Consider the following 15,677-nt stretch of genomic DNA (forward strand, 5'->3'; position numbering starts at 1 on the left):
ACTAACCTTCCTCGTGAACGAGCTCCACAATTTTAGTGAGCACATCCGGGTCAGTGTCGGGGCCAACACCGTGGCCGAGGTTGACCACGTGGGCGGGAGCAACGCGGCCGCGGTTCATGACATCGCGCACGTGCGCTTCGAGCACATGCCACGGGGCGCCAAGCAGCGCGGGATCAATGTTGCCCTGCAGCGGAACGCCACCACCGAGGCGACGGTCGGCTTCGTCGAGCGGGATGCGCCAGTCAACGCCCATGACGTCAGCGCCGATCGAGTGCATGGCCTGCAAAACTTCGCCGCTGCCGACACCGAAGTGAACCTTCGGCACGTCGTAGCCACGCAAGTGCGAAAGAACACGCTTGGAGTGCGGCGCCACCCGGCGCACGTACTGCTGCTCCGAGAGCGAACCGACCCACGAGTCGAAGAGTTGCACGGCAGAGGCGCCAGCCTCAACCTGGGCGATCAAGAATTCGCCAGCGACATCGGCACACCAGTTGAGCAAGTTCGCCCAGGTCTGCGGGTCGGAGTACATGAGCGTGCGAGCACGCTGCTGGTCTTTGCTCGGGCCACCCTCCACCATGTACGACGCGAGAGTGAATGGTGCTCCAGCGAAACCGATCAGCGGGGTGGTTCCGAGCTGAGCAACGGTTTGCGCGACAGCCTCGCGGATCGGCGCAAACGCAGCCGGGTCGATCGGGTGCAGCTTGGCGACATCCGCCGCCGTACGAATCGGGTTAGCGAACACGGGGCCACGACCGGGAACAATCTCGACCTCAACGCCGGCAAGCTTGGCGGGGATAACGATGTCGCTGAAAAAAATAGCGGCGTCGACATTGTGGCGACGCACGGGCTGCATCGTGATTTCGCTCGCGAGGTCGGGCGTGAGGCACGCCTCCAACATTTCGTTGCCTTCGCGCAGTTTGCGGTACTCGGGAAGGGAGCGGCCGGCCTGGCGCATAAACCAGACGGGAGTGGTTTCGGGGCGATCGCCGCGGTAGGCCCGGATGATAGGCGAGTTAGCTGTGCGGCCGTCGAGAAGTGGGTGGTCAGAATTCAAAGTCACGGGGTTAACATTAGGTTGTGCTCCTGTGTCTTAGCTCGAATCATCGCAACGCGAGCTTAGACGTACTCGAAAGTCTGTCTGAGGTCGCCCCGGCGGCCACCGTCGACCTCGTTTCGCACAATGATTTCGTTGCCGGAGCCGTTCTGGTTGCCACCTGCAACCGCTTCGAGGCCTACCTCGATGTCGAGGAACCGCTCACTGCCGCCACGGCCATTACGGTCTGCTCGCTGCTCGAATCACTGAGCGAGCGCACCGGCCTCAGCATCGACACGCTCCATTCCTCCATCGCGGTCCATGAGGGGGCGGATGCCGCAGCTCACCTCTTTGCGGTGACCTCGGGTCTTGAGTCCGTCGTGATCGGTGAAGCCGAGATCTCAGGCCAGGTCAGCCGCGCGCTCGATCAGGCACGCAAAGACGGCACGACCACTCGTGACCTCGAGCGCCTCTTTCAGCGCGCCACTCACACGAGTCGCGGCATCAAGAACAACACCGCCATCGGTGGAGCAGGTAAGTCGCTTGTGCGCCTCGCTCTCGAACTGGCCTCAAGCCGCGTCGCCGACTGGTCGACCGCGAGCGTTCTCGTCGTGGGCACCGGCCGCTACGCCGTCACGACCGTCAACGCCCTGCGCGACAAAGGCGCACTCGACCTTCGCGTCTTCTCGCCCTCGGGCCGCGACGCCGCCTTCGCCCTCAAGCACGGCCTCACCCCCAGCGAAGACTTCGACGTTGACGTCATCGTCACCTGCACCGCAAGCGCCGTGCTCGGCACCGAGCGCTTCTCGGCCGCCAGCAAGTGCCTCGTGCTCGATCTTGGTCTCCCCCGCAACGTTGACCCCGCGGTTGGCCAGCTCGACGGCGTCGACCTGCTCGACCTCGAAACCATCAGCCTGCACGCACCGCTCGAAGAGCTGAACGCGCACGCGGATGCTCGCGACCTGGTTCGCACGGCCGCCCACGAATTCGCTGCCGAAAGCCAGGCGGAGCCAGCCATCGTTGCTCTTCGCAAGCACCACTTCGCCCTCCTTGAGGCGGAAATTGCTCGCGCCACTGCTCGCGGAGCCGGCGACGAAACCATTTCGGCGCTGCGTCACCTCGGTGGCGTCTTGCTGCACGGCCCTTCGGTGCGCGCCCGCGAGTTCGCGGCGGAAGGCCGCGTCGCAGAGTTTGATGCTGCCCTCTCAGCGCTCTACAACATCCCGGTCGAACGCACGGCACGGGCAAGCGACGCCCAGGCGCGACCGCACACGGCGTAATCACGGGTCGCGATACTGGCCTTCGGCACCACCCACAACGATGAGGGGCTCGCATGAAACCGTATGAGTCAACAGCGCCCCTCCACACCGAGCGCCTCGTGCTGCGCCGTCTCACTCTCAGCGAGCACGATATCGATGACCTGCACACCCAGCAGTCAGACCCCGAGCTCACCACCTACATGCTCTACGAGCCCCGCGACCGCGCCACGATAATCGAGAAGATCACCGAGTGGACGGCCAGCGAAGTGCTCGCGGAGACTGACGATTACGTGCAGCTGGCCATTGAGCTTCCGGATGCTGTTCCTCCCGTTGCTGCGGGTGCGGTGCGCTCAGCTCACCACCGCAAGCGCCGCCCTGTGATGATCGGCACCCTGTATTTCAAGATCGAAAGCGCTGAGGATTCGAACGCTGAGATCGGCTGGGCACTGCATCCCGATTTTCAGGGCAAGGGCTATGCCCGGGAGGCGGCATCCGCTCTGCTCGATCTCGCTTTCGACACCCTGAAGCTGCACCGGGTATTCGCCAATCTGGATCCCCGAAACGACGATTCCGTTCGCTTGTGTCTCGCGCTTGGCATGCGGCATGAAGCGCACCACGTAGAAGATATGTGGTTCAAGGGCGCGTGGGCCGACACCGGCATTTACGCAATTCTCGATCGCGAATGGGCTGCACACCCGCACGGTTAAGGCTCCCGCTCCCCCGCCTTTGTCTGCGAATTCCCCCAATTTCCGCGGAAAATGCACACCCAGACTAGGGGACAGACAGAACGTTCTGGTGCAGTTTTCTGCGGGTTCTAGTTTCACGTCCCCCGAGTGGGGACTCGTGAAGATTTTGGGCAGCGCCGATTCTATTAACGCCACAAACGATGATCGATCGTTTCGCACATTTTTCACGCCCATCTGATGAGGCGTTCGCTCCGAACCACTAACCAACCGAAAGAGATCTATGTCTGAGCACGTCGTTTTGTTTGCTGGCCCCATGGGCTCCGGCAAGACGACCGCTATTCGCAGTCTGAGCGAAATCGATGTGGTGTCGACCGAGGCTACCAACACGGATCGCGAGACAGCGGATAAAGAGACCACTACGGTGGCGCTTGACTACGGCGAGATCACCATCGACGATGTCACGAAGGTTCGCCTCTACGGAGTTCCGGGGCAAAAGCGCTTCGATTTCATGTGGTCAATTTTGGCGGGCCGCGCACGTGGTCTACTGCTGCTGATCAACAATGATGCGCCCGACTCTGTCGCGTTGCTTCTCGAATACCTCAACGACTTCCGTGACCTTCACTCCCGCGGCGCAGTCGTCATCGGTGTCACGAAGTCTGATGTTTCCGAAACACCCAGTGTTGCCGACTACTCGGCCGCACTTACCGCTGCGTCTCCCGACCAGCTGATTCCCGTGTTCACCGTCGACCCTCGCAATGCCGAAGAGATGCGCACCCTGTTGCTCACCCTCGTTGCCAGCGTCGAAATGCGTGAACTCCTTGCACCTGCCCCGACACCGATTTCCGAGAACATCTAATGAACCTCACCCCTACGCCCGTCGCCGCTATTGCGTCGCACCTGAACCCCGTCCACATCGATGCCGGCAACCGCACCCTCGCCGAAATGCAGGATCTCGCGAGCTCACTCACCTTTGCCTCGCTGCTCACCGATGACGGCTTCGAGATCGTTCACCTCAATGGAACCCATACGGATGGCGGACGCTTCGCCAGCATGTCCAGCTCAGTGCAAGCACTCAGCGATGCTGTCGCCCACGAACTGAAAATCGGCACCAACGAGTACGTGATCATCGCATCCGAACTCGGCCACGTCATCCAACTGCGCGTTCAAGGGCACCCCATCGTGCTCGCTGCGCTGTTCGACACTCATGAAACTTTGGGCAAAGGCCTCTCGATCGCTCGCATCGCCGCGCGTCGCATGGCCGAACTCATTGCTTAACCAGCATCACATCGAAGTAACACCAACCCGACACCTAAACGGAGAACACAATGTCAAACATCACTGAAACCCTCGCCGCTCTTCTCGAGACTGACGGCGCTATGGCTGCCGCAGTAGTCGACAGCGGATCGGGCATGCTGCTCGGAAGCGCCGGAAGCGGCATCGACCTCGACGCAGCAGCAGCCGGAAACACCGAGGTTGTGCGCGCGAAGCTCAAGACCATGAAGGCTCTCGGCCTCAAGGACTCCATCGATGACATCCTCATCACGCTCTCGAGCCAGTACCACATCATCCGCCCGTTGGCATCGAACCCCGAGGTCTTCATCTACTTCGTACTCGACAAGGCGAAGTCGAACCTCGCGCTTGCACGTATCAACGTCAAGACCGCCGACTCCAGCCTCGGCCTCTAAGAATCCACTCGCTGTGGCGGTCATTCGATGACCGCCACAGCAGGCTTTACTGCTCAGAAAGAAACATCATGACCGACGGCACCAGTATCCCCGCTGGGTGGTACCGCGACCCGCTTGGCGCTCTGCAACTTCGCTGGTGGGATTCCGCGTCTTGGACCGAGCACGTGTCGGCCCTCGACAGCTCGCCAACACCACTAAACGACACGATCTCTGAAGAACAGTTCAACGTCAGCGCTCCTGCCACCGCCGCGGACCCCGAGGTGCTCATCATTCACCCGGCCGCCCGCAAGAGCGCCCGCGATCATGCGAACGCGAGTGCCTCCATGGCCTCGGCAATGCCCGCAATGGGCGGCACGACAACTACGGCGACGGCCACCGCCCCTGTCCCGGTCGCAGCCTCAGCGACGGTCGCCGCTGCTGCTTCACCTGCTGACGAGCCGACGCGCGCCACGGCCCACATTCTCAACGTCACCCCGATAGACGACGACAACACTCGAGCGGATGCCGCCTCCGGTGCGTCTGCAGCCGGCAAGCGCCGCACCGGTCCCGCTAGCAGTGTTGATATCGCTCTGCCCGCAGCTACTTGGAACGCGCTGAACCGCGCCATCACCGAAGCCGTTCATTCCGCTGCGGAACCACTCGTGGAACTCCGCTTCGCCGACGCCCCCACCCTGGTCATTGACCCCCGCGGCGGCGTCTACTGGTGGGCCCAACCTCTCGAAAAACTCTCCGCAACGAACACCGATGGTGACGTGGAGACCGTCGCTCGCCCGCTCGCGATCCATCACAGTGAAGCTGGCCGCGACTGGGAACCTCTTATTTGGCTTATTGGCACGCAGGCTCAGCCCGAGTCATTCGATCCGTTGAGCCTTTCGGGTGCTCGCTTCAAGCTGCGTCGCTGGCCAAACCTCACCACGCTCACGCACACGACCGATCAGATGAGCATGACCGCAATGCTCGGCGCCGCCTACCTCACGATCACCGAACTCGCGTCACTCGCGCATGTTCCCGAAGACGAAGCGCGTCGTCTGGTCTCCACTTTTGAACTGATGGGTCTGTTGACGCACACCGTCGATACGACCGCAGATGTGATTCGGATGCCTGAGCCGGAAGCCTCGAAAGAGGGAATCTTCTCTCGACTGAAAGCACGCTTCAGTCGCTAGCCGCGGGGTGCGTCTTAGTGCACGTACTCCAGCAGGTCGAGGCCGAAGGTGCGCATCGCTTCAATCACGCGCAAGCGTGAACGAAGGTTGGCGTCATCAAATTGAATGGATGCCGCATACGCGACCGCGCGCTTGTTGCCTCTGAGGGCGCCCGCTTCCGCTCGCACCCCCTGGTCGATTCCGGTCTTGTTGACCAGCAGTGTGTTGTGGTCTGCTCCCCGGTGAGCCAGGGGATCAAGCCCGAACGCACTCGCCACGAGCGACAGATCGGTGTTGAGCGAGAGCCAACCGAGCACGCGCTGGCTGGCGATCGAGTTCACAATTTCGCCACGGGCGAGGGCTCCGAATAGCCAGCTGAGTTCGATGGCGGAGCCGACGGAAAGCTGGGGTGCATCGTCGGGACCGCGAGTGTCACGCACGAGGTCGAGAAGTGCTGTCTTGGTGAGGCCGAGGGATTCGGTGCGGGCTCGCACAGCATCCAACCCAATGAGGCGCAGCAGGATGTTGGTCGCGAGGTTGTCGCTGGTCGCCCCGACGAGAGCCGCCAAGTCCGCCACCGGAAGTGATGGTGCCTGCAAGTGCTGCCACAGCCCTGCAGCACCGACGGAGGCTCCGGGAACTTTGTCGAGGATGCCGTAGGGCGCAAAGTCACGACTATCGAATCGTGCCGCTACTTCGATGAGCAACAGGATCTTGCCGATGCTGGCCGTGGGAAGCTCTACCCGATCGTCGATGCTGAGGATCGTCTTGCCCGTGTTGATGTCGACCGCACTGGCGGATACGCGCACGCTGCGATCGGCAAGTTTCAGTTTTCCAAGCGCGGCAAAGGTACTGGTGAAGTTGGGTACTTCTCCAGTTCCGGCATGCTTCGCAACTCGGGGGGTGCGAATGCGATTCCGGCGTTCTCGGGTTTGCTCGATCTCTACCAAATAGTGACGCGATCTTTCGGGTCCAGCCACAACGAATCGGATTTCGTAACACTAAATGTCTCATAGAACGCGTCAAGATTGCGAACAATTTGGTTGCATCGGAACTCGTTCGGCGAGTGAGGATCGATCGCGAGCAAGCGAATTACCTCTTCGTCGCGTCCCTTTTGCTGCCACGCTTGCGCCCAGGACATGAAGAATCGCTGCGCACCGGTGAGACCGTCGATGACGGGAGCTTCGGCGCCGTCGAGAGAGATTTGGTAGGCCTTCCACGCAATCGCGAGCCCACCGAGGTCGCCGATGTTCTCGCCAATCGTGAGTGACCCATTGACGTGGTGCTCGGGAACCTGAGCCGGAGCTAGAGCGTCGTACTGGTCGATGAGCGACTTGGTGCGCTCTTCGAACGCGGCCTTGTCTTCGGGAGTCCACCAGTCAATGAGGCGACCGTCGCCGTCGTATTTGGAACCTTGATCGTCGAAGCCGTGACCGATTTCGTGCCCAATTACCGCACCGATGGCTGCATAGTTGGCGGCGTCATCCCGACCCTCGTCAAAGAACGGGTACTGCAGGATGGCGGCGGGGAAGACGATCTCGTTGAAACCGGGGTTGTAATAGGCGTTGATGGTTTGCGGCGTCATGAACCACTCGTCGCGGTCGAGCTCTTTGCCGATCTTGCCGAGTTCACGCTGGAACTCGAATTCGTTGGCCGCACGCACGTTGCCGGCGAGGTCATCCGCGCTGATGTCGAGCGTGGAATAGTCGCGCCACTTTTCGGGGAACCCGATCTTGGGCGTGAACTTGTCGAGCTTGTTGAGAGCACGCTCGCGCGTGGTTGGGCTCATCCACTCCAGCTGAGTAATCGACTGGCGGTAGGCCTCAACGAGGTTAGCGACGAGTACATCCATCGCCGCCTTGGCCGTCGGAGGGAAGTGGCGGTCAACGTAAATCTTGCCCACGGCTTCGCCAAGCACACCCTCGACCAGCGAGACGCCGCGCTTCCAGCGGGCACGAAGTTGGGGCGTGCCCGACAGCGTGCGACCGTAGAAGTCGAAGTTGGCCTCCACAAAATCACCCGACAGGTAGGCGGCGTTGTTGCGGATGACCTGCCACGACAACCAGTCGCGCCACGCCTGCAGGTGGTCGTCACTCAGCACCGCCTCGAGCCCTTCGGCGAAGCTGGGCTGGCGCACAACAACCTCGTCAAAGGAGTGGGCGGGAACATCGATGGCGTCGAGCCAGACGTTCAGGTCGACAGAACCCGTGAGGTCGTTGGCGGCGTGCCACGTCATCGGGTTGTAGGTCTTTTCGCTGTCGCGGTTGGCGACGTTGTCCCAGTGCTTCGACGCGATCTCGGTTTCGAGGGCGACGATGCGGCCGGCACGCTCAGCCGGGGCATCGAGACCGGCGAGCGTGAGCATCCGCTCAATAAACGTTTCGTACTTGGCGAGGATTTCGGCGAATTTTTCTTCGCGGTAATACGACTCATCGGGGAGGCCAAGACCGCCCTGCTCGAGAAAGACGAGGTAGCGCTCGGGGTTGCCGGGGTCGTTGTCGACGAAGAGTTGGAAGAAGCCACTCGTGCCGCCGCGTTCGAGGCGACCGAGAGTGCTGAGAAGAGTGGGGATGGAATCGACAGCGGCTACGTCGGCAAGCTGCGGTGCGATGGGGGTAGCCCCGAGCTCGTCGGCACGGGCCTCATCAAGGAAGCTTGCATAGAGGTCGCCGACCTTGCGCGCTTCTGTGCCCGGCTCAGCCGACTGCGACTCAATGATGATGTCGCGCACAGCGGCTTCCGACTCTTCGGCCAGCACCATGAACGAGCCATAGCGCGCCTTGTCCGACGGAATCTCGGTGCGGTCAATCCAGGCACCATTCACATGGCGGAAGAGATCGTCTTGAGGGCGCACCTTCTCATCAAGATCGTTGACGGCAATTCCGGAAGGCAATGACGATTCGACACTCATGCACCCCAGCCTAGAGCGTTCTTTACAAGGATTCGCTGCGAATCTGAGACCAGTGGATAGCCCTACACTTAAGCGATGACAGCCTCTGACTCGGCCGCCACACCACCATCTCTTCCCCACGGCCTCACCACCCACCAAGTGCTTTCGTGGCGCAACGCGATTGCAACCCTCTTCGCCCTCGCTGGCTTCTCTTTTGCCAGTTGGGTAGGTCGCATCCCGACCGTTCGCGACACCTTCGATGCCAGTCACTCCGAAATCGGCGTGCTGCTGTTTGGGCTCGCCATCGGTTCCCTTCTGGGGCTTGTCGTCGCGGGCAAGTTGGTCGAACGATTCGGCGCAAAGATCGTCGTGCGCGCGTGCGTCGTGCTGTTTGTCGCGTCACTAGCGGCCACCGCGATCATCATCGGGCTCGTCGGAAGCTTCTTCGGCGCGGTGATCTCGCTCGCCGTGTTCGGCTTGGCCTTCAGCACGTACGACGTTGCCATCAACCTGTCGGGCACCGCCAACGAACGGCTGCTCGGTCGCTCGAGCATGCCAACGCTCCACGGGTTCTACAGTCTCGGGACGATGGCGGGCGCTGGGTTTGGCGCAGCGGCGGAAGCGCTGCACGTTCCTCTCGCCACCCACCTGATCGTGGTGTCGATCATCGTGCTGATCACCGCACTGGTCGTTTCCGCGTTCATCCTTCCGGAGCGCCTGGCGGATCCCCCGCCCAACACCGTCGAGATGAAGATCGCCGCGGGAGAGCTGACCGCGCCGAAGCTCAAGAGCGTCTGGCTCGAACCACGCACCATCCTGATCGGCATCATCGTGCTCGGGATGGCATTTGCTGAAGGCTCCGCAATCGACTGGCTCGCTCTCGCCATGGTTGATGGCTACGAAATCTCCAACGCCTTCGGCACCCTGATTTTCGGTGTCTTCGTGACAGCAATGACCGCGACCCGCTTCTTCGGAGTTCGCGCCCTCGACCGCTTCGGTCGCGTTCCCGTGCTGCGGACATCCGCTGGCCTAGCCGCTGCCGGCCTGCTGCTCGTCATTTTCTCGCCCGTTGTCTGGCTCGCGGTTGTGGGCACCGCGCTGTGGGGCGCAGGTGCTGCGCTCGGATTCCCCGTGGGAATCTCGGCCGCCGCCGACGACCCCAAGCGCGCCACCGCCAGAGTCACCGCCGTCGCGACGATTGCGTACGCTTCGACCCTCATCGGACCGCCCATGATTGGTGTGCTGAGCGACCAAGTCGGCGTGCTGAACGCGCTGCTACTCATCGTCGTTCTCGCGATTATTTCCGGGCTGCTTTCGCCGTACGCCCGCGAGTTGGCAGGCCGCCACGCGTACACCTACATCGACTTCTCTTCGCCGGGTCCAACATCCGCTGCCGTCAGTATGGCGACGACCGAAATGCACTTCGTCATCACTCCCGAGCAGATCGAAGAAGCGCAGCGGGAGAACGCGCGGCGGGGTCTCGGCAAGTTCAAGCGCAAGCGCCCCGGCAAATAGCGCGGCAGCAAATAGCAACTGCCTGCCGCACACCGTTAGGCTCATCGGGTGCGACTTGTCATAGCCAAATGCTCCGTTGATTACGCCGGACGCCTCAGTGCCCACCTGCCCCTCGCGACGCGACTGCTGTTGCTGAAGGCCGACGGCAGTGTGCTCGTGCACTCCGATGCGCTCTCGTACAAGCCGCTCAACTGGATGAGCCCGCCCTGCGTGCTTTCCACCCTTGAGCCCGAAGCCGAGCAGTCGGATGCCGGAGTCACCGAGATCTGGAAGGTCGCCCACACCAAGTCGGCTGACATGCTCATCGTCTCTATTCACGAAATCCTGCACGATTCAAGCCACGCGCTAGGCGTCGACCCCGGACTGCAAAAGGATGGTGTCGAGGCTCACCTGCAGAAGTTGCTGGCCGAGCACATCGACATTTTGGGCGACGGCTACCGTCTCGTGCGCCGCGAATACATGACCGCCATTGGGCCGGTCGACATTCTTGCGACCGACGAGAAGGGCGCGAGCGTTGCGGTGGAGCTCAAGCGTCGTGGCGACATCGACGGCGTCGAGCAGTTGACGCGGTACCTCGAGCTGATGAACCGTGACCCGCTGCTGGCTCCCGTCACGGGCATCTTTGCCGCCCAGGAAATCAAGCCACAGGCACGCACGCTCGCCAAGGACCGCGGCATCCGCTGTGTGCTGTTGGACTACGACGAAATGCGCGGGCTCGACGACCCCAACATGCGATTGTTCTAGTATTCAGGCGCGCGCCTTAGGCTGGTAACAAATGGCTAATAACTGGACTTGCATTCTCGTTGACCTCGACGGCACGATCGCTGACTCGGCGCCCGGAATCACGGCGTCGCTCGCCTACATGTTTGAGGAAATGGGCTACCCCGTTCCCTCCGCTGAAGAGTTGCGCGCCTACGTTGGCCCGCCCATTGTGGACTCGTTCCGTGACCGCGCCGGGTTCACGCCCGTTGAAGCGGCGCAGGCACTCTCGATCTACCGCCGCCATTACATGGAGGGCAACAGCGCCAACGGAAGCGACATCTTCCCCGGCATTCCCGAGGTGCTGAAGACGCTGCACGCGACCGGGATTCCGCTGTCGCTGGCGACCTCGAAGCCCGAATTCCCGGCATCCGTGATTCTGGATCATGCGAACCTCACGCAGTACTTCCGCGTGATGGCCGGCGCCTCGATCGACGAGATTCGTAGCGCCAAGAAGGATGTGGTGGCCGAGGCCATCACCCGCCTGAAGATGATCGGTGCCGACGTGAGCAACCCGGTCATGATCGGTGACCGCTTCTACGACATCGAGGGCGCAGCCGAGCACAACATCCCCACGATCTATGTCGACTGGGGTTACGGCAACCCGGGCGAATCCGAGGGATCGCTCGCTGTGGTGTCGAAGGCAGAAGAACTGCTGCCGCTGTTGCTTCCTAGCTAGCGGGGAGCGAGCGTGTAGCGGCCCGCGCGGGCACGAAGGCTGCTACTGCTAACCGAATTTCGGGTCAAGCGGGTATTTGATTTCGCAGAGGTACTGCACCGCATAGAACTTCTCTTTGTCGAAGTCTTCAGTCTCTTCCCAACCGATGCCGCCGTCCTCGACCGTAACGTCGAATCCGTGAGAGCTGAGACAGTCGGCACGGGCGATCGGTAACTCTTCGATCGTGACAAAACGTACGAACGATGCCTCAGGCACTTCGACGTCGGGATACAACTCCTGCAACCTCTCCAACGCTGCATCAGCCTGCTCTTCGGCACGCTGCGCAGTTTCTGCCGGAGGAAGGTCTGGCTGGGCAATTGTTCGAGGACCCTCGGACGTGCAGCCAGCGAGAGTCGCCGCGGCGACTGCGGCAATGAGCGCGATCGAGGTTCGGTGTGATGTGCGCATCATTGACATCGCTGTCTCTTTCTTTGCCGCAGGAACGTGGTCTTGTCTCAAAGTACGTCGCGGCCTGAAGACCGTCAATGCGATTCAGCAGGTTTACAGAGAAAATATCAGATTAGTGATCTGGATGCTCTGTGGCTGTCTCGGCCTCTACCGCGCCGGGCCCTCTACCTCGCGAGACTCTCCACCACGCGACCGTAGACACCGGGCAACCGCGCGGCGAACGGCACGATGGCTCGGCGCAGTGGTGAGTTGGCGGCCGCCACGAGCCCGGTGGTGAGCAGCCGGAAGTCGCGGGTCACTCGACGCCACTCGCGTTCGTACCGTTCGGGCTTGCCTGCAACGATGCACTCGATTGCGGCGCGCGCCTCCGCCAGCCCTAAGCGGATGCCCTCCCCCGTGATCGCATCGACATAGCCAGCGGCGTCGCCCACGAGCAGCACTCGGCCTGCGCGCTGCCCGGTCGTGTTCTGCAATAGCGGACCAGCACCCCGCACGCTTGACGCCGGCGTCGCCCCGCGCAGTCGTTCGGCGAGCGCCGGCACACTTGCCAACGCCTCCTCGAACGACGTTCCACGCGGGCCCAGCACCGCAATACCCACTTCGGTATCGCTCACCGGCGTGACATACAGCTCGGCATTCGGCGCCCAATGCACCTCCACGAGATCAGTCCACGGAGCAACCTCAAAGTGCTGCCGGATGCCGAACCGCCGAGAATCACGTCGCCTCACGCGGCGAGGGCGCGCGGCCAGGCCAACCAGCTCCCGCACCGTGGAGTGCAGACCATCGCAGCCGAGCATCCACCGCCCCTCGATGGTGCGACCGTCAGCGAGGTGCGCGGATACCGCGCTCGCGCTCGCTTGCGCCTTCGCGCCACTCCGCCCGCTTACTTCGCGGTTCGCACTGCGGCTCCGGCCATCCATCTGCGCCCCGTCGCCAGGCTGCTCGATCGCCTCAACCTTGCCGTGGTCGAACGCGACGCCGAGCTCGACCGCGCGTTCGGTGAGCGCCCGGTGCAGTTCGGTGCGACGGACACCGAGCGCGGCATCCGAAGCGAAGCGGTGTTCGGCGATGCGGGTGCCGTCTTGATAGCTGATGCCCGCGATCCTGCGCCCGTGCGGGTGAACCCCGAGGGCGGCGAGTTCGGTGACGGCGCCGGGCATGACTCCTTCGCCGCAGGCTTTGTCGATCGTGCCGGTGCGGGGTTCGATCACGAGCGCGGTGAGGCCGCGCATCCGCGCATTGATGGCGGCGGCGAGACCGATCGGCCCGCCACCAACGACGATGACGTCAACGACCGGCGAAGCGCTCGGTTCTGCCATAACATCATCGGCCGCACCCGCAGCAACCGCATCCGCGCCCGCCGCACTCATGGCGTCAGTTCGCGCAGGGCCCGGTTTTCGGTCGGGATGCGGAACGCCAACAGCAGCACCGCATTCAGCACGGTGAAGACAATCGCCGTGACCCACGCGGTGTGCACGAGCGGCAACGCGATGCCCTCGATCGCGACAACCAGATAGTTCGGATGCGGCAGCCACGTCAGCTTGTACGGTCCGCGGTTCTGCACGCGGCCGGCTCCGGGCACCACGATCACGCGCGTGTTCCACTGAGCGCCGAGCGAGTTGATGATCCAGTAGCGTGCCGCCTGGCTCAGCAGAGTGATCACGAGCATCGGAATTCCGAGCCACAACAGGAAGGGGCGGTCGGCGACGATCACTTCGACGACGCAAGCAATCAGCAGGCCCGTGTGCAGAGCCACCATCCACGGAAAATGCTTCTGCCCATACTCGCGACCGCCGCGCTCGAACGCCGCGGCGGCATTGCGCTTCGAGATGCGCAGCTCATAGAGGCGCTCCATACTCGTGCCCACGATGAGAGCGATGTAGGCAATGACGGTCATGCGCGGGGCTCCTTCATGCTCACTATTTGGCCGTTGCGATAGCCGCGAAATCCGGCGACTCCTCGCATCACGACCACTCCAAGAGAACGAATTCGGCGCTCACGCCCGGGCCGAGAGCGAAGGCGAGGGCGTGACTGCCGGGGGCTGGCGCGGGGTCGGCGTGCAGAGCATCCGCCAGCACATGCAGCACGGCCGCCGACGACAGGTTGCCGACGCGAGCGAGGCAATCCCAACTCGACTGCAGGTCGCTGCGCTCAAGCCCGAGCGAACTCTCGAACGCTTCGAGTACGCGCGGACCACCCGGATGCGCGATCCAGGTATCGATGTCGGCGATCGTGAGACCGTTGCGGCCCAGAAAATCGCTCACCTCGCCCGGGAAGCTGTTCTGAATCACGTCGGCCACGCCCGCGCTCAGCACGATCTCGAAACCCGTGCCGCCCACGTTCCAGCCGATCACGTCGTGACTGTCGGCGACGAATGTGCTGCGGGTGTCGATCACGCGCGGGCCCGGCTCGCTGCGGTTCTCCCCCACCATCACGACCGCTGCGGCACCGTCGCCGAAGAGGCCGGTGGCGACGAAGTTGGCCATGCTGTGGTCATCGCGCTGCAGGGTAAGCGAGCACAGTTCGACGCTCAGCAGTACGCCGACCTCATCCGGATGCCCGACCAAATAGTCATGCACGCGGGCCAAGCCCGCGGCCCCCGCCAAACAGCCCAGGCCAAACGAGGGAACCCGTTTCACGTCGGGGCGCAGGCCCAAGCGCGGGATCAGCAGCGCGTCGATCGACGGCGCCGAAATGCCGGTCACGGAAGTAAAGAACACAAAGTCGACATCGCTCGGGGCGAGGCCGGCATCCGCGAGCGCCGTGGTCAGTGCACGCTCAAGCAGCTCGGTCGAGACACGGATGAACTCATCGTTCGTTTCGCGAAAACTGCCGAGTTTGGGATACCGCTCGAGCGGAAGCGCCATGTGGCGACGGTCGATTCCGCTGGCTCCGTGCATCCGCTCGATCACGGCCTCATGGCGAGGATTCTCGGCCAACAGCGGCGCGAGCATGCCGGTCATTTCGGCCTGCGTGTAGCTATATTCGGGCACTACCGGGGCGACTGCCGCGATCCTGCTCATTCAGCGACTCCACTCATCCAGTGACTCTGCCCATTCTGTGAAGTTATCACGCACCGAAGCTGCGGCCGACGTTGCGGCGATATGCACGCCACGCGCGCCACGCGCCGGTCGACCAGAGCGCCCAGAGAACAAGCACGGGCTGGAACGGCATCCGAATCCAGCGTTTGAGGTCAGTGTCGAGACCGAGTGAGTCAACCTGATTCACGAGCTGCGAGATGTTGCCGGGGTAGATAGCGATGAAGAATGCCGCCGCGACCCAGCCCACGTAGGGGCGGTATTTCTTGGCGAAGATGAGTGCACTGCCGAGCGCAATCTCGACGACTCCGGATGCCACGACCACAAAGTCTTGGTCAAACGGTTGCCAATCGGGCACTTGCGCCTGAAAGTCTTCGCGCGCAAAAGTGAGGTGGCCGATGCCGGCAAACACGAGCGAGGCTCCGAGAGCGATGCGCCCAATTCGGCGGCCGATGCGGCTGGCACGGGATGGCTCGGTGGGCGCGGTTGAATCTCTGACTGACGCGACTTCGATCTGCTCGCGGGGTGGTGTCGGCTCCATCTT

The 15,677-nt window shown here is 62.6% G+C and carries 17 protein-coding genes; 9 read left to right on the forward strand and 8 right to left on the reverse strand.

Translation table 11 applies throughout. The annotated features are described in order from the left end of the window. Nucleotide 1: 1 nt before the first annotated feature. Nucleotides 2–1,060 (reverse strand): uroporphyrinogen decarboxylase, encoded by a 1,059-nt coding sequence (gene hemE / locus I6E51_RS00865; RefSeq protein ID WP_197109142.1) that lies wholly within the window; start codon nucleotides 1,058–1,060, stop codon nucleotides 2–4. Between the two features lie 17 nt (nucleotides 1,061–1,077). Here hemE and I6E51_RS00870 point away from each other — a divergent pair, with 17 nt between their 5' ends. The 6 genes from I6E51_RS00870 to I6E51_RS00895 all read left to right on the forward strand — a co-directional run bounded on the left by I6E51_RS00870 (nucleotide 1,078) and on the right by I6E51_RS00895 (nucleotide 5,826). After that, nucleotides 1,078–2,313: a glutamyl-tRNA reductase gene (locus I6E51_RS00870; protein WP_197106935.1), complete on the forward strand. Its 1,236-nt coding sequence runs from the start codon at nucleotides 1,078–1,080 to the stop codon at nucleotides 2,311–2,313. 53 nt (nucleotides 2,314–2,366) lie between these two features. Beyond that, on the forward strand, nucleotides 2,367–2,999 hold the full coding sequence (locus I6E51_RS00875) for a GNAT family N-acetyltransferase (protein ID WP_197109143.1): 633 nt from the start codon (nucleotides 2,367–2,369) through the stop codon (nucleotides 2,997–2,999). Between the two features lie 259 nt (nucleotides 3,000–3,258). Next, nucleotides 3,259–3,834, forward strand: coding sequence for an ATP/GTP-binding protein (locus I6E51_RS00880; protein ID WP_197106933.1), 576 nt, complete (start codon nucleotides 3,259–3,261; stop codon nucleotides 3,832–3,834). Then, nucleotides 3,834–4,253, forward strand: coding sequence for a roadblock/LC7 domain-containing protein (locus I6E51_RS00885; RefSeq protein WP_197106932.1), 420 nt, complete (start codon nucleotides 3,834–3,836; stop codon nucleotides 4,251–4,253). Before I6E51_RS00880 ends, I6E51_RS00885 begins: the two co-directional genes overlap by 1 nt. A gap of 50 nt (nucleotides 4,254–4,303) precedes the next feature. After that, complete coding sequence (locus I6E51_RS00890) at nucleotides 4,304–4,663, forward strand: hypothetical protein (RefSeq protein WP_197106931.1); 360 nt, start codon at nucleotides 4,304–4,306, stop codon at nucleotides 4,661–4,663. Between the two features lie 68 nt (nucleotides 4,664–4,731). Continuing rightward, a complete protein-coding gene (locus I6E51_RS00895; protein ID WP_197109144.1) occupies nucleotides 4,732–5,826 on the forward strand; it encodes a DUF2510 domain-containing protein in 1,095 nt (364 codons plus the stop codon). A gap of 14 nt (nucleotides 5,827–5,840) precedes the next feature. On the opposite strand, the gene I6E51_RS00900 is transcribed toward I6E51_RS00895, so the two are convergent. Next, nucleotides 5,841–6,614: a serine hydrolase gene (locus I6E51_RS00900; RefSeq protein WP_307783743.1), complete on the reverse strand. Its 774-nt coding sequence runs from the start codon at nucleotides 6,612–6,614 to the stop codon at nucleotides 5,841–5,843. Between the two features lie 134 nt (nucleotides 6,615–6,748). Next, the gene (locus I6E51_RS00905; RefSeq protein WP_197109145.1) at nucleotides 6,749–8,716 is read right to left on the reverse strand and encodes a M13 family metallopeptidase; all 1,968 of its coding nucleotides are present in this window, start codon (nucleotides 8,714–8,716) and stop codon (nucleotides 6,749–6,751) included. A 75-nt stretch (nucleotides 8,717–8,791) separates the two neighbouring features. On the opposite strand from I6E51_RS00905, the gene I6E51_RS00910 reads away from it, so the two are divergent. The 3 genes from I6E51_RS00910 to I6E51_RS00920 are packed head-to-tail and all read left to right on the forward strand — an operon-like array spanning nucleotide 8,792 to nucleotide 11,648. Continuing rightward, nucleotides 8,792–10,210 (forward strand): MFS transporter, encoded by a 1,419-nt coding sequence (locus I6E51_RS00910; protein ID WP_197106927.1) that lies wholly within the window; start codon nucleotides 8,792–8,794, stop codon nucleotides 10,208–10,210. 48 nt (nucleotides 10,211–10,258) lie between these two features. Then, complete coding sequence (nucS, locus tag I6E51_RS00915; RefSeq protein WP_197106926.1) at nucleotides 10,259–10,954, forward strand: endonuclease NucS; 696 nt, start codon at nucleotides 10,259–10,261, stop codon at nucleotides 10,952–10,954. Between the two features lie 31 nt (nucleotides 10,955–10,985). After that, nucleotides 10,986–11,648 carry an HAD hydrolase-like protein gene (locus tag I6E51_RS00920; protein ID WP_197109146.1) on the forward strand — a complete coding sequence of 221 codons (663 nt, stop codon included), beginning with the start codon at nucleotides 10,986–10,988 and terminating at the stop codon, nucleotides 11,646–11,648. A gap of 48 nt (nucleotides 11,649–11,696) precedes the next feature. Here I6E51_RS00920 and I6E51_RS00925 read toward each other — a convergent pair whose 3' ends face one another. The 5 genes from I6E51_RS00925 to I6E51_RS00945 form a co-directional block, all read right to left on the reverse strand. Further along, complete coding sequence (locus I6E51_RS00925; RefSeq protein WP_197106924.1) at nucleotides 11,697–12,104, reverse strand: hypothetical protein; 408 nt, start codon at nucleotides 12,102–12,104, stop codon at nucleotides 11,697–11,699. A gap of 155 nt (nucleotides 12,105–12,259) precedes the next feature. Beyond that, the gene (locus tag I6E51_RS00930) at nucleotides 12,260–13,465 is read right to left on the reverse strand and encodes an FAD-dependent monooxygenase (RefSeq protein WP_307783745.1); all 1,206 of its coding nucleotides are present in this window, start codon (nucleotides 13,463–13,465) and stop codon (nucleotides 12,260–12,262) included. Continuing rightward, complete coding sequence (locus I6E51_RS00935; RefSeq protein WP_197109147.1) at nucleotides 13,462–13,992, reverse strand: isoprenylcysteine carboxyl methyltransferase family protein; 531 nt, start codon at nucleotides 13,990–13,992, stop codon at nucleotides 13,462–13,464. The genes I6E51_RS00930 and I6E51_RS00935 overlap by 4 nt, the downstream gene beginning before the upstream one ends. 67 nt (nucleotides 13,993–14,059) lie before the next feature. Continuing rightward, a complete protein-coding gene (locus I6E51_RS00940) occupies nucleotides 14,060–15,118 on the reverse strand; it encodes a type III polyketide synthase (protein WP_197109148.1) in 1,059 nt (352 codons plus the stop codon). 46 nt (nucleotides 15,119–15,164) lie between these two features. Further along, nucleotides 15,165–15,674 carry a DoxX family membrane protein gene (locus I6E51_RS00945; protein WP_231599613.1) on the reverse strand — a complete coding sequence of 170 codons (510 nt, stop codon included), beginning with the start codon at nucleotides 15,672–15,674 and terminating at the stop codon, nucleotides 15,165–15,167. Nucleotides 15,675–15,677 lie beyond the last annotated feature (3 nt).

The sequence above is a fragment of the Salinibacterium sp. NSLL17 genome (assembly GCF_015864935.1).
Classification (GTDB): Bacteria; Actinomycetota; Actinomycetes; order Actinomycetales; family Microbacteriaceae; genus Rhodoglobus.

Excerpts from the sequence above, each read along its gene's own strand:
- I6E51_RS00945 (WP_231599613.1), bottom strand. The coding sequence starts at position 15,674 with ATGGAGCCGACACCACCCCGCGAGCAGATCGAAGTCGCGTCAGTCAGA.
- I6E51_RS00920 (WP_197109146.1), top strand. The coding sequence starts at position 10,986 with ATGGCTAATAACTGGACTTGCATTCTCGTTGACCTCGACGGCACGATC.
- I6E51_RS00905 (WP_197109145.1), bottom strand. The coding sequence starts at position 8,716 with ATGAGTGTCGAATCGTCATTGCCTTCCGGAATTGCCGTCAACGATCTT.
- I6E51_RS00895 (WP_197109144.1), top strand. The coding sequence starts at position 4,732 with ATGACCGACGGCACCAGTATCCCCGCTGGGTGGTACCGCGACCCGCTT.
- I6E51_RS00885 (WP_197106932.1), top strand. The coding sequence starts at position 3,834 with ATGAACCTCACCCCTACGCCCGTCGCCGCTATTGCGTCGCACCTGAAC.
- I6E51_RS00875 (WP_197109143.1), top strand. The coding sequence starts at position 2,367 with ATGAAACCGTATGAGTCAACAGCGCCCCTCCACACCGAGCGCCTCGTG.
- I6E51_RS00925 (WP_197106924.1), bottom strand. The coding sequence starts at position 12,104 with ATGTCAATGATGCGCACATCACACCGAACCTCGATCGCGCTCATTGCC.
- I6E51_RS00940 (WP_197109148.1), bottom strand. The coding sequence starts at position 15,118 with ATGAGCAGGATCGCGGCAGTCGCCCCGGTAGTGCCCGAATATAGCTAC.
- I6E51_RS00890 (WP_197106931.1), top strand. The coding sequence starts at position 4,304 with ATGTCAAACATCACTGAAACCCTCGCCGCTCTTCTCGAGACTGACGGC.
- I6E51_RS00910 (WP_197106927.1), top strand. The coding sequence starts at position 8,792 with ATGACAGCCTCTGACTCGGCCGCCACACCACCATCTCTTCCCCACGGC.
- I6E51_RS00935 (WP_197109147.1), bottom strand. The coding sequence starts at position 13,992 with ATGACCGTCATTGCCTACATCGCTCTCATCGTGGGCACGAGTATGGAG.
- I6E51_RS00930 (WP_307783745.1), bottom strand. The coding sequence starts at position 13,465 with ATGAGTGCGGCGGGCGCGGATGCGGTTGCTGCGGGTGCGGCCGATGAT.
- I6E51_RS00880 (WP_197106933.1), top strand. The coding sequence starts at position 3,259 with ATGTCTGAGCACGTCGTTTTGTTTGCTGGCCCCATGGGCTCCGGCAAG.